The following is an 11827-nucleotide window of genomic DNA, read 5'->3' as shown; positions in this document are numbered from 1 at the left end:
TGCCCATCATCAGGCAAAACAAACTATCTATCTGATTTTTTAAAAAATTAGCCTTTGTAGTGAGCCGATTGACAAGTATCACTGCTGATTATCAATGTGTTAGGTTGAAATGGTGTCAAACTCAAGAAAAATTGGCCCGTTATACCTGGCCGCTGTGGCTGTATGTGGCGGTTACCGGCCCTATTGTGTACTTGTTTATTAGTCCTTATTACCAATAAACTACACAATATCTAATTCAATGGAAGGGTCCCAGAAATGGCATTTGAAATTTACAACGCAATCATCAATTACGGTAATGCCCTCCCGTTCTAATAAGATTTGCATTTGTGTAGGTGTTTCAAAATGGGCTTTCCCGCTTAAAGCGCCATTGCGGTTTACTACCCTGTGTGCAGGCACATTTGGTAAATGATGTGCATTGTTTAGTGCCCAGCCTACCATTCTTGCACTCATTTTGGTGCCTAAAAATTTGGCAATAGCCCCGTAGTTGGTTACACGTCCTTCAGGTATTAAAGCCACTATTGCATATACTTGTTCAAAAAATGATTGGTCTTTTTTCCCGCTTGGTAAGACCTTTTTGATGGGTATTGATTTTTGTAACTTTGCCAAACTATTGTGGATTTATTGGAGTATTTAAGTTAGTAGTAATAGTTGATTCAATTAATGTAGATCGTTTAGGTTCGGGAACATTTTCATACTGGTAAGGGCAATGTCTGCAGCCATACCCACAGCAATAGCCTTTTTCTAAATGGTATTTTTCTGTCAATACCATATAACCTTGCGCATCATAATAAAAATCAGTTCCTTCAATTAGCGGCATGTTCAAAAATTAATTTTTTTAGTATTGCATCTTTTTCTACATCCAATGGCTTGTTTAACCGGAAAGCCAAATAATGAATGCGGTTACTTTTGGCAATATCTAACAATTCATAATGGGTTTGAATGGTGTGTTCCGGTAATAATTGTTGTTCTGCATACAGGTTATCATAATCTTGTAACAATTCCAAGTCAAATAAGTTGATAACAGCTTTGGTGAAATAATACAGATCCGGACTGTCTGTTTTTAAATGTACAATGCCATTGGGTTGTAATATTTGTTGGTATAGGCGTAAAAATCGTGGATGGGTTAATCTTTTTTTGGCTTTTGATAAGCGCAGTTGCGGGTCGGGAAATATTATCCAAATGGCTTCAACTGTATGGGGGGTAAAATATTGGTGTATACCCTCAATTGGCGTTCTTAAAAAAGCAACATTGGGTAAGTTTTCTTCTATGGCTGTTAAAGCACCCCGCCAAATACGATTGCCCTTTATATCAACACCAATATAATTTTTTTGTGGATACAGCCTTGCCAAACATATTGTATATTCTCCTTTACCACAGGCCAATTCCAAAACCAATGGGTGTTGATTTTTGAAGAAAACTGTCCACTGTTCCTGCATGTTTTGGGGCAATTCAAAAACATTGGGAAAAGATTTAATTGCCTCGAACCGAATTAATTTTTTATGTGCCATGGTAAACAGCAAAAATAGGGGTACAATACTGAAATTGAATTAAACCTAATGAAAAAATAAAAGTCTGATTAAAATTTATAGCCAGTTAGCAGACATTAACTGGTCGTTTCAATAAACCAAGTGTGCATGCAGCAAAGTTTTACTTCACATCAAAAACAATCCTTTTTATATTCTGAAAACTCATCAATTCATCGGGTGGTTAGCATAACTAAGCCTTTTGTTGTTTGGTTAACCGGTTTAAGTGGTGCAGGTAAAACAACCTTAGGAAACCAATTATTCAATGAATTAAAGGAAGCCAATGCGCCTGTTATTTTATTAGATGGAGATATTATCCGCCAGGGTTTATGTAGCGATTTGGGTTTTACACAGCAGGATCGTGATGAAAACATAAGAAGGGTTGCCGAGGTAAGTAAATTAATGACTGGTGCAGGATTAATTGTAATTGTTGCTTTTATTTCGCCAACAATAACAGAAAGAAATGTAGCCAAACATATTATTGGCAGGCAAAATTTTGTTGAGGTGTATGTATGTGCCTCTATAAAAGTATGTATAGGAAGAGATCCCAAGGGGCTTTATAAAAAAGCCTTAGCCGGTCAAATAAAAAATTTTACAGGGATTGATGCACCTTATGAAGTACCCATAGCTCCTGAAATAAGAATAGATACCGAACAGGTATCTGTTGAAACGGCTACTGCTGAAATATTGTACTATCTGAAAACAAATAAATTTATTTAATCATTTTATTGATTCGTGTGGACAAAAAAATTTCGATTCGCTGGTTGTTATTAATAGTATTTGCAGGCATAATGATTATGTTGTTATTTGGGGCTGCGGTAAGGCACCAGCTTTTAGGAGGTAAAAAATTAGGGAAAGCAGGCGAATGGGCTGTTGCTATAGCCGCATACCCAAAAATGGTGCGTGATGCAGTGGCTGAGGTATTAGGATTCAATCAGCAGATCATCCCCAATAAAAATACGGCAATCAATGGGTTGACTTATTTTAATATCTCTAAAAGAGATTCCGGTGCTTTTTTAACCACCGTGTATGATCCTACCTATCATCAAACAACGGTGAAATTAGTATCCTTACAAAATGGACAGATTTTAAAAGTATGGATACCGCCATTGGATAAAATTCATAATCTTACACATACCAACAATCCTTTCTTTCATTATAGTATTTTACATTCTAGTCAGGCACGTGCATTACATCCTTTATTGCTTCAGGATGGAAGTATCATCGTAAAAATCAATGAAGGGCCTTTGTTTAAATTAGACAGCAACAACCACATTATTTGGCTAATAGATGGGGTTTTTCACCATTCCACCGAAATAGATGCTAATGGTAATTTTTGGTCGCCTATTGTTTTAGATACTTCTTTTGTGCAAGAAAATTTAGTGGGAAAAAACAGAAATGATGCTATTGCCTGCATATCGCCTCAGGGTAAAATCATTTCTATTCATTCTGTTGCACAAATTCTGGTTGACAATGGTTACAAAGGCCTTTTATTAGGCACCGGATTAATTGACGAAGACCCCCTGCATTTAAATGAAGTAAGGCCGGCTTGGTATAGCAGCCAATATTGGCAAAAAGGAGATTTATTGGTGAGTTTACGACATAAAAGCACCGTGTTTTTATATCGGCCATCTACCAACAAAATTATTTGGTTAAAAACAGGCCCCTGGCTCAACCAACATTGTCCTGATTTTGTGGATAGTACACATATCAGCATTTTTGGTAACAACATTGTAAGAACATTTGCTTTAGGTGGTGATAAGTTATATCAAAATACAAATCAGGTGTATTTATACAATTTTTCAAATGATTCTGTAACAAAACCATTTGCAAAGGTTTTTCATCAAAAAAAAATTGGCACAATAACGGAAGGAAGGGTAAAATTATTAAAGGATGGAACCGCTTTTGTAGAGGAATCTAATTTTGGTAGAGCCTTTCGGCTATCGGCAGATGCTGTGTTATGGGAATATAAAAGCCCGGTAGATGCTAAGCATATCAGTATATTATCTTGGGGGCGTTATTTATTAAAAACAGGAAATGGAAAATTTGATTACAGTGAAAATTAAAGCTTAAATATATGTTGAATTATATTGGTCCGGGAATGGATGGTGGTGTACTTTCTGTTGTTTTTGGTATTTTACTGTCTTTTTTTATGGCAATATTTGCAATTGTATGGTATCCGTTTAAGCGGTTCCTGAAAAAATTTAAGAAAAAAACTGTTTCGCAACAGGAAGATGAAAAGGTTGCATAATGGCTGGTAGTATACTGTTTGTTTTGTTTTTTTGCTTGTTTCTTACCGGTGATGTTTTGCCATTTACAAAATATACCAAAGCTTCTTGGGATTGTTATAAAAAACTCTACCTTGTTTTTGTTCGATATAAAAATGCATCCGATTTATACAAAGAAAAATTTATTTTAGGTTACGCCATACGGTTACTCAATAATAGTTTGCGTTTGCTTGGGCTATTGTCTGTTTTAATAAGCCTTTTTTTATTTATTTTATTCTCCATTAGTTTTTTATACTGGCGCAATGCATATTTGTTTCAATACATGTTTACATGGCGTGTTTTTTGGCTTTCAGTTTTTACATTTATTGTTTATTTTATTGTGAAAAAAATATATGAGCAAATTTGATTACTCATTATTATCTAAAATGCTGCATTCCATTGCTTTGGGCAACAGAAGTGTTTTAGAATTTAGTTTTGATATGGAAACTGCTTTACAAAAAAATAAACCTGTAGCTATAGGTTCTCCTGTTTTTGTTAGCGGTTTGGCAAGAAGCGGAACTACCATCATCATGCGCACAATTTATGAAACCGGGGTATTTCGATGCCTTACATACAGAGATATGCCATTTGTTTTAATGCCCGGTCTTTGGAAAAAATTTAGAAACAAAACAGTATTGACTTCAACATTAAAGGAACGGGCGCATGCAGATGGCATTATGGTAAATTTTGATAGTCCGGAAGCATTTGAAGAAATTTTTTGGAGATGCTTTTGTGCGGATGATTATATTAAAACGAACAGTGTTATTCCACACAAACTTTCAAATGAGGTTATCCAAAAGTTTCAGCTTTTTATGCAGTATACAGTAGCAAGTGCTGAAAATTCAACCGGAGGGATACGTTATTTGTCAAAAAATAATAATAATATATTAAGGTTTCCGCAACTGATGCAACAACTGCCTCAGGCTGTTTTTATCATACCTTTTCGGCATCCACTGCAGCATGCTTATTCATTAATGAAACAACATAAACATTTTTCCGGCATACAAAAAAACAATCCTTTTGTATTAAAATACATGAATTGGTTGGGGCATTTTGAGTTTGGCCTGGGGCATAAACCTTTTATTTGGAAGCAGGAAGATGCAGCCATTTTGCAACAGTTTTCCATTAATGAAATAAACTATTGGTTACAATGTTGGAAGAATTATTATGAAAAAATTCTGTCATTCAATGAGGCTAACTGCATTTGTATTTGTTATGAAGATTTGGGAACAAAAGGTGCTGATATTTTCAGCAATTTATTCAAGCGATTACAAATACAAAATACAAGGGCAATACCACCCTTTAAAGTACCCGATGTTCAACAAATAGAAAATTTTGACCACAGTTTATTAAAAGCGTGTATGTTTGTCTATGAAGCACTGCGGGTAAAAGCAATGCAGACATAGAACGTAAATAATAAGAAAGAGGCATGATGCAATAAAAAAGCCTTCAAAGTAAAAACTTCGAAGGCCCAAATGCACATGAGAATTAGAGAGAGCTGTAGGGGTAGGAGTCGAACCTACACGAGGAAGTTAGCTGTAACACAAAGTCCGGTGGTCAACCCCGGTCTTTCTTGCGAAAGGCTCTATGCTACGTTTATCCTTTTGTCCTCACCCCCGAGACGAGAGGGCATGTCTGCCAAAAGTTTCATCACCCCACAGTATAAAGAACTATTTCTTTTGTTTGACAGCACAATATTAAACATTATGCAGCATTATTTAAAAATAAATCAATAATTTTTTTAAAAATTTAGAAATTGTTCATTATTTTTATAATTTAATTAAATTTATTTAAAAATCAACTGCAATATGAGCCTTAAATTAAATCTTGACAAACTGGATTTGCAAATTATTCAGGCCATGATGGAAGATGCCGAAATTTCTTATGCCGATTTAGGCAAGCAATTGTTTGTGTCGGGCGGCACCATACATGTTCGCATTAAAAAATTAGAGGAACAAAAAATAGTAAAAGGCCGAAAATTGGCAGTAGATTTAAAAGCGCTGGGCTATGATGTGATTGCGTTTATTGGCATTTATTTAGAAAAAAGCTCTTTGTACGATACGGTTGCCAAAGAATTAAAATCTATTCCGGAAATTGTACGCCTGAATTACACAACAGGCAATTACAGCATGTTTGCTGAAATTGTGACAAAAGATATTCAGCAACTGCGTTTTGTATTGCACGATAAATTGCAAAATATCAAAGGCATTGAACGTACTGAAACTTTTATTTCGCTGGAAGAAAGTTTTAGCAGAAATGTAGTGGTTGATCAGTAATCACGCTTATTCAACAATATTTATTCTAACCCATTTTCTATGCCCACAAATTTGAATTTAACAGACGTGTTGCATACGTTGCAATTGCAAAGAAAAAAAATTATTGGGGTTGTAATAATTGCCTTTGTAATTGCAGCTATTACGCTTTTTTTTGTTCCCCGATATTATCAATCAACAGCGTATGTCTTGCCCTCAAATCCTGAACTGGCAGATAAAGAACGGGCTGCTTATAATAATTTACAAAGGCTTTATTCTTATTTTGGAAATGGCGATGATTTGGATTTGTTGTATGGAATGACACGTTTAGATACGCTTTACTATCAGTTAACAGATAGTTTTCATTTGGTGAATACTTATGCCATTAAAGTATCTAATGAAACATTGCGCCGCTTTAATGCGATGAAAACACTTAAGGAAAATCTGCAATTTAAAAAAACAGAAAATAATCAATTAGCTATTAGTGTTTGGGATAAAAATCCTGTTTTAGCTGCAGATATAGCCAATGCCGCGGTAGCCTTATTAAAGCAAAGTGAAGAAAGTCTTTGGCTGCAAAACTATCAAAATGCCATGCACAGTTTGCAAAACCAAATACAATTATTGCAGCAAAAAATAAATGAAACTGAACAACAGTTGTCGGTATCAGGAAGCACAAAAGCTAATACAATGATTTTGCAAACACAAAAAATACAGGATCTTCAGCAATTGGGGCAATATCGGAAAAATATTGCTGATTTACAATTGGCATTACAAAATGTACCTGCAGGGTTATATGTTGTACAAAAAGCTGCTCCATCTGTTAAGCCCGATAAGCCCAGGCCCATCTTAGTGTTGGTAGCAGTATGTATCATTAGTTTTGTTTTTGCAGCTTGTGCGGTATTGATTTATTTCCGTAACCAGCCTGAATAATGCGTATTATTCATTTTTTTAATAAAAACCAATTTGTTACAGCCGGCATGGTAATGATGGTGGCTGTTGTGTTGGGAATCGTATTGCAACAACCTTTATTTTGGGCTTTGCCTTTTATATGGATTTTGCTTCCATTAATTTTTAATGAAATAGTTCAGTATACTTCCTATTTATTTTGGGTCCTGTTGTGTGTATTGCCACTATCTGCTGAATGGCAGGTAACAGATGCATTATCACTCAATTTTCCTGATGAAGCTATCATGATACTGCTAACCGGCTTATTCTTTTTTAAATGGCTGTTGAAACCCGAAGTGATACCTGCATTCCTTTTAAAACATCCTTTGTTTTTTTTAATTGTGTTGCATATCATTTGGATAGCGATTACTTGTATCTATTCTGAAAACCCCATTCTTTCCATAAAATTCTTATTGGCTAAAAGCTGGTTTATTGTTCCTTTTGTGTTGCTACCTGCGCTGCTTATACAATCGCAGAAAGATTTTAAACGATTGGCCTTGTGTTTTATTTTACCCATGCTATTCGTAGTTGTGCAGGCTATTGTACGCCATGCATTCTATCAGTTTTCGTTTGAAGGAATCAAAAAAATTTTATCTCCTTTTTTCCGCAATCACGTTAATTATTCTGCTATGTTGGTTTGTATCATGGCCATGTTAGCGGCCATGCTGGTGCTCACTCCTGCGTCTCAATCATCCAGAAAATGGTTATATGGTATGATGATGGTTTTTATTGCCGGATTAATATTGTCGTATTCAAGAGGTGCCTGGCTGGCTTTATTGGTAGGTATTATTATGGCTTTTGTGTTGTATAAAAAATGGCTTTGGCAATTGGTAATTACCGGGTTTGTTTTGATAATATTAATTACCTATGGCTTAGTGCAACAAAATAAGTATTTAAAGTTGGAGCCCGATTTTCAGCATACCATTTTTCACACCAATTTTAAAGACCATTTGGAAGCCACTGTTGCCATGAAGGATGTATCGAATGCGGAACGTATTTACCGATGGGTGGCAGGGGTAAACATGGTGATTGACAAACCTGTTACCGGTTTTGGACCTAATAATTTTTATGATTATTATAAAGCTTATACCAATAGTGGATTTAAAACCTGGGTGAGCAGCAATCCTGATCACTCATCGGTTCATAATTATTTTTTGTTAACAGCTTTAGAGCAGGGCTTACCGGGTTTACTATTCTTTTGTACTTTATTTATCGCCATGCTGGGCTATGCACAATATTTATTCCACCATTTACAAGGTCGCTTTAATGCTATGGTTGCATTAACAACCGGTGCTGTTGTAGCTATGGTTGGCACTTTGAATTTTTTGAGTGATTTAATTGAAACCGATAAAATTGGAAGTCTTTTCTGGCTTTCTGCCGGTATACTCATTGTATTATCTCATCGCTTAAAAATTGAACAACAATCAATTGCCGGTTTTAAATGAGCCCGGAATATTGAGTATATCACTTCATCCGTTCCCCAATAAATTAAAGCCTACCACCAATAGCATAATGGCAATACCCGGTGCCAATGCCAATGCAGGCTGATGTGTAATGATAAAATTATAGTTTTCTTTAATCATCAATCCCCAACTGGGTTGCGGTGGTTGAACACCGATTCCTAAAAAACTTAGTCCTGCCTCAATTACAATGGCGCCTGCAAAATTATTGGATGCAATAACAACTATAACTGGCGCTGCAATATTGGGCAAAATATGTTTGAAGAGAATACGCAGGTTGCCAAACCCTAAAACCTTTGCTGCAGTTACATAATCCAATGTTTTGGCGGCAAGGGTCTGCCCCCGAACCATATGGGCAACATTTACCCACATGGTCAGTCCTACTGCTATAAAAACCTGCCAAAAACCCTTACCCAATAAAAGGGTTACTGCAAAAACCAGTAATAAAGTTGGAATACTCCAAATTACATTAATACACCACCTAATAATGGCATCTGTTTTTCCATCAAAATAACCCGCAAATAAGCCTAAAACAATGCCAATAGTGAGTGATATGGCTACTGCAATGAATCCCACTGCTAAACTAATACGGGTTCCAATTAGGAGTCTGCTTAAAATATCACGCCCAAATGTATCGGTACCCAGGTAAAAATGCCGGTGTATTGCAAATGGTTGCCCTAAGGTTTTAAGTGGCGATTGAATTGCAGCGGTAATGCCATCATCAATATATTTTTTTGCAAAAACAGTGTCATTATGCAGATAATAAGCCGTAACCGGGATATAACGGTACCGATCGGGCTTGCCATTGTATAAAACATGAAAAAAATGCAAAATGCCTTTCTCTCTATTTAGTGGTATAGTATCTGTAGGCATACGAAGTAACGAAATACTAAAACCCGGTGGTTTACTGCCAATTTCGGGGATCATTCGGTTGGCATTGGCAGTGGCATCGGGTGCAATGATATATGCAAATAGCGCAATAAATATGGCCATTGTAACAATGACAAAGCCCACAGCAAGGCTTTTATTTTGAAAAATCAGTTTGCCGAAATTTTTTATGTGTTTACCGAATTGAGCAGGCATTTGCAGAAATCTGTCTGAAATTTAAAAACAAAAATATGAAAGTTAAACATTTTTAGTTTTTTCAGGTCATAATTCTAGAGAAAGCCCTTAATGTCATATTTAAACTCATTTTATCATCATTAAAATATAATTGTATGCTACATGTGTTTAAAAATATTGTTTTGCTGCCTTTTGTGTTGCTAACATTTATTTGCCTGTTATTGTATGTTGGAATTCCGGAAAAAAAGATTGCCTGAATGAACTACGGAAGGTAAAGCATTACACTACCCTTCTTCCTTTCCATTGATAATGCCCGAATTTTCCCAACCAGCCTACTATAACGGTATAGGCTATATGAATGGGTTGTAAAAATGGAAACCAATGCAAATGGTTTTCACCAAAAAAACGACTGACCGGTTTCATAAATCTGAGTTCAGTAAGGGTTTTAATTAAAAGCAGTATCATCCAATATATCAGCATCCGCCATTCAAAAAATGCAAGAAGAGGCATTATGAATAAAACCAAATTATACAGATAAACAAATAGCAATACCCCAAAAATACTTTTGTCTTCATACTTATCTGCCTTACTGGCCCATCTGATGCGTTGATGAAGCAATTCATACCAGCTAAAAACAGGTTGCGTTAATACAATGGCGTTAGGATGAAATAAGTAAGTTGCTTTTCCCGGATATCGTTGCTTAATTTTATTCATGAGCAGCATATCATCGCCGCTGGCAATATGATTAATGCCGGTGAACCCATTCACAGCAAAAAAAGCTGCTTTTTGATAAGCCAGATTGGCACCGTTGCACATACTGTGCCACCCTGCAGAAACAGAAGCGGCAGTAATACCCTGCAGACTTAAAAAATCTAAATATTGAAAAGCGCCTAACAATGTAGGATAATAAATAAATCTTACAGGTGCGGCAATCAATATGGGTTGTTCTTTTTCAATACATTTTGCAAAACTGCTGATCCAGTTTTTCCCGGCTACACAATCGGCATCTGTTGTAACAATCCATTCGCCACGGGCATAATGAATGGCTCTTTCAATAGCCCATTTTTTATAAGAATTGGTAGTAGCATCTCTGCTTTCTTTCGATAAATCTATTAATTGAATATTGGCATATTGCTGTTGCCATTGCTGTACAATAGCTGCAGTGTTATCGGTGGAGTAATCATCAATTACAATAATTTCTATTAAATGTGAAGGGTAATTTTGTGCAGTAATACTTTTTAAACATGCGCCAATATTGGCCGCTTCATTTCTGGCAGGTATTATGATGCTGAAAGAAACAGCAGGCTGTGTTTCAATTGCATCAACAAAAGGTTTTAACCGCACAAACCATCTTCTGTACAACAAAATCAGCCATACATAAAATAGGGTTAATAAAATTGCAATAATCAGAATGAATGGAATGAACATGGTATTGCAAAGAAACAATATTACTTAGAAATGGCTGCGGCAATTACAGCTGCATTTTTTTCTTTTAATAACTGATGTCCTGCAGCAATGATATCAATACTTACCCATGATGCTATTCCTTTTTTAAACTGAAAACCATATTTTGGCGTGATTACACGATCAAATTGACCAAAAATTAAATGTATTGGAACATAATATTTGCGGATATTTTGTTTTAAAATTTTGTGATTGGGTTGAAATTTTCGCAGCGTTGTCCATCTTTCATACAGTAGTTTTCTGGCATTGGCATCGTCTAAATAAAAATGTGCAAAATTGAATACGCTTTTATTGAATAAACCAATTTTACAAGAGGCCTCCATACATACAAAAAGCGGTTTGGGATATTGCATGGCCCATTTAAATAATCGATTACCAACACGGGTTTGGGTAGACAGATAATGCCATTTGTTATGGTGTAAGCCATCTGGTGCAATTAAAATAATTTTTTGTATTTGTTCGGGAAAATATTGCAATAGCTGCAGAGCCATTCTACCACCCATACTATAACCCAAAATAATGAGCGGTTGGGTATATCCATTTGCAATGGTTGTAATTATTTGCCATAAGTCAGTTGCTGTAAAATGTAAACCTTCCCGCCAAACCGTTCCGCCATGAAAAGGCAAATCAATGGCAATAATGGTATAATTGGTGCACAGCTTGTTTTCTAAAAAAGAAAAGCTACGACCATCTTCTCCATATCCATGTAGGGCAATAATCAAAGTGGGTCCATTCCCTATTCTGTAATATTGAACATACGAGTTTCGATAGGGTAATATTTCTTGAAGCACTGCCATTATAGTTTTAAAACTTACAAAAATTTCGCAAATATTACTTGGTAATTTGATAAAGAT

General features: G+C 35.7%; 13 protein-coding genes. 7 read left to right on the top strand and 6 right to left on the bottom strand.

All coding sequences use genetic code 11. The features are described 5' to 3' along the window. Positions 1-219 precede the first annotated feature (219 nt). Genes A0F92_RS01000 through trmB form a run of 3 tightly spaced genes read right to left on the bottom strand, consistent with a single transcriptional unit; the run spans position 220 to position 1508 of the window. Complete coding sequence (locus tag A0F92_RS01000) at positions 220-606, bottom strand: MGMT family protein (RefSeq protein WP_253810001.1); 387 nt, start codon at positions 604-606, stop codon at positions 220-222. A gap of 1 nt (position 607) precedes the next feature. After that, positions 608-817, bottom strand: coding sequence for a DUF5522 domain-containing protein (locus A0F92_RS00995; RefSeq protein WP_068240737.1), 210 nt, complete (start codon positions 815-817; stop codon positions 608-610). Next, on the bottom strand, positions 804-1508 hold the full coding sequence (gene trmB / locus A0F92_RS00990) for a tRNA (guanosine(46)-N7)-methyltransferase TrmB (protein ID WP_068240736.1): 705 nt from the start codon (positions 1506-1508) through the stop codon (positions 804-806). The genes A0F92_RS00995 and trmB overlap by 14 nt, the downstream gene beginning before the upstream one ends. A 126-nt stretch (positions 1509-1634) precedes the next feature. Here trmB and cysC point away from each other — a divergent pair, with 126 nt between their 5' ends. From cysC to A0F92_RS00955, 7 genes are all read left to right on the top strand, one after another. Continuing rightward, positions 1635-2243, top strand: coding sequence for an adenylyl-sulfate kinase (gene cysC / locus A0F92_RS00985; protein WP_167516693.1), 609 nt, complete (start codon positions 1635-1637; stop codon positions 2241-2243). 17 nt (positions 2244-2260) lie between these two features. After that, the gene (locus tag A0F92_RS00980) at positions 2261-3589 is read left to right on the top strand and encodes an arylsulfotransferase family protein (RefSeq protein WP_167516692.1); all 1329 of its coding nucleotides are present in this window, start codon (positions 2261-2263) and stop codon (positions 3587-3589) included. A gap of 11 nt (positions 3590-3600) precedes the next feature. Then, positions 3601-3774 (top strand): hypothetical protein, encoded by a 174-nt coding sequence (locus A0F92_RS15410; RefSeq protein ID WP_167516691.1) that lies wholly within the window; start codon positions 3601-3603, stop codon positions 3772-3774. Positions 3775-4143: 369 nt separating this feature from the next. Continuing rightward, on the top strand, positions 4144-5196 hold the full coding sequence (locus A0F92_RS00970; protein ID WP_068240730.1) for a sulfotransferase: 1053 nt from the start codon (positions 4144-4146) through the stop codon (positions 5194-5196). 402 nt (positions 5197-5598) lie between these two features. Beyond that, positions 5599-6066: an Lrp/AsnC ligand binding domain-containing protein gene (locus tag A0F92_RS00965; protein ID WP_068240728.1), complete on the top strand. Its 468-nt coding sequence runs from the start codon at positions 5599-5601 to the stop codon at positions 6064-6066. Between the two features lie 39 nt (positions 6067-6105). Then, on the top strand, positions 6106-6972 hold the full coding sequence (locus A0F92_RS00960; RefSeq protein ID WP_068240726.1) for a Wzz/FepE/Etk N-terminal domain-containing protein: 867 nt from the start codon (positions 6106-6108) through the stop codon (positions 6970-6972). Further along, positions 6972-8432 carry an O-antigen ligase family protein gene (locus A0F92_RS00955; RefSeq protein ID WP_068240725.1) on the top strand — a complete coding sequence of 487 codons (1461 nt, stop codon included), beginning with the start codon at positions 6972-6974 and terminating at the stop codon, positions 8430-8432. Before A0F92_RS00960 ends, A0F92_RS00955 begins: the two co-directional genes overlap by 1 nt. A gap of 24 nt (positions 8433-8456) precedes the next feature. Here the strand turns inward: A0F92_RS00955 and A0F92_RS00950 are convergent, their stop codons facing one another. The 3 genes from A0F92_RS00950 to A0F92_RS00940 form a co-directional block, all read right to left on the bottom strand. Continuing rightward, positions 8457-9530 carry an ABC transporter permease gene (locus A0F92_RS00950; RefSeq protein ID WP_068240724.1) on the bottom strand — a complete coding sequence of 358 codons (1074 nt, stop codon included), beginning with the start codon at positions 9528-9530 and terminating at the stop codon, positions 8457-8459. Between the two features lie 258 nt (positions 9531-9788). Beyond that, entirely contained in the window at positions 9789-10937 is a 1149-nt protein-coding gene (locus tag A0F92_RS00945) for a glycosyltransferase (protein WP_068240723.1), read from the bottom strand. A 20-nt stretch (positions 10938-10957) separates the two neighbouring features. After that, complete coding sequence (locus tag A0F92_RS00940; protein ID WP_068240722.1) at positions 10958-11770, bottom strand: alpha/beta fold hydrolase; 813 nt, start codon at positions 11768-11770, stop codon at positions 10958-10960. Positions 11771-11827: the final 57 nt, after the last annotated feature.

Origin of the sequence: Hydrotalea flava (genome assembly GCF_001623405.1) — a bacterium.
In the GTDB taxonomy this organism is placed as follows: Bacteria; Bacteroidota; Bacteroidia; order Chitinophagales; family Chitinophagaceae; genus Hydrotalea; species Hydrotalea flava.
This window is presented reverse-complemented; position numbering and strand designations above follow the sequence as displayed.

Bases quoted from the DNA above. Each gene is read 5' to 3' on its own strand.
- A0F92_RS00995 (WP_068240737.1), bottom strand. From the start codon at position 817: ATGCCGCTAATTGAAGGAACTGATTTTTATTATGATGCGCAAGGTTAT.
- trmB (WP_068240736.1), bottom strand. From the start codon at position 1,508: ATGGCACATAAAAAATTAATTCGGTTCGAGGCAATTAAATCTTTTCCC.
- cysC (WP_167516693.1), top strand. From the start codon at position 1,635: ATGCAGCAAAGTTTTACTTCACATCAAAAACAATCCTTTTTATATTCT.
- A0F92_RS15410 (WP_167516691.1), top strand. From the start codon at position 3,601: ATGTTGAATTATATTGGTCCGGGAATGGATGGTGGTGTACTTTCTGTT.
- A0F92_RS00970 (WP_068240730.1), top strand. From the start codon at position 4,144: ATGAGCAAATTTGATTACTCATTATTATCTAAAATGCTGCATTCCATT.
- A0F92_RS00965 (WP_068240728.1), top strand. From the start codon at position 5,599: ATGAGCCTTAAATTAAATCTTGACAAACTGGATTTGCAAATTATTCAG.
- A0F92_RS00960 (WP_068240726.1), top strand. From the start codon at position 6,106: ATGCCCACAAATTTGAATTTAACAGACGTGTTGCATACGTTGCAATTG.
- A0F92_RS00955 (WP_068240725.1), top strand. From the start codon at position 6,972: ATGCGTATTATTCATTTTTTTAATAAAAACCAATTTGTTACAGCCGGC.
- A0F92_RS00950 (WP_068240724.1), bottom strand. From the start codon at position 9,530: ATGCCTGCTCAATTCGGTAAACACATAAAAAATTTCGGCAAACTGATT.
- A0F92_RS00945 (WP_068240723.1), bottom strand. From the start codon at position 10,937: ATGTTCATTCCATTCATTCTGATTATTGCAATTTTATTAACCCTATTT.
- A0F92_RS00940 (WP_068240722.1), bottom strand. From the start codon at position 11,770: ATGGCAGTGCTTCAAGAAATATTACCCTATCGAAACTCGTATGTTCAA.